Below are 453 nucleotides of genomic sequence, written 5' to 3'. Positions count from 1 at the left end.
GCTGGGGGATCTGGGAGTGCTGTCCTACCTATGACGCTTTGATGCCAGTGCCGGGTTACGCGCCCGACACGATACCGATCTCCCGTGACAGATGGGTTTCGGCGGGCTTCAGGTGGCGGCGCAGACGTCGCGGTCGGCGCGGATCTCGCCGGCGACCCTGGGCACCGACGCGTTCAGGCCGCGCAGCCGGGCGCCGCTCTTGCCGATGACGAGGTAGACCCGGCCGGGGCGGGCCGAGCGCCAGGCGCGCGGCTCGGGGCCGGGGACGGCGATCGCCACGCGGGCGGCCTGCCGTTCCGCGCCCGCGCCGTAGAGGATCTGGGTGCGCGCGTACGTCCGGTCGGCGGTGCCGACCTTGACGACCTGGAAGCCGCGCTCGGTGAGCTGGTCCGCCGTCCGCTGCGCGAGGCCGGGGGTGCCGGCGGCGTTGTAGACGCCGACCTCGACCTGGGC

At 74.2% G+C, this 453-nt stretch carries 1 protein-coding gene; it reads right to left on the bottom strand.

Annotated elements, in window-relative coordinates:
* Positions 1-108 precede the first annotated feature (108 nt).
* Positions 109-453: LytR C-terminal domain-containing protein (locus E1266_RS37680; protein ID WP_132055392.1), on the bottom strand; the 345-nt coding region annotated here is incomplete at its 5' end.

The sequence above is a fragment of the Actinomadura sp. 7K534 genome (assembly GCF_004348575.1).
GTDB classification, from domain to species: Bacteria; Actinomycetota; Actinomycetes; order Streptosporangiales; family Streptosporangiaceae; genus Spirillospora; species Spirillospora livida.
This window is presented reverse-complemented; position numbering and strand designations above follow the sequence as displayed.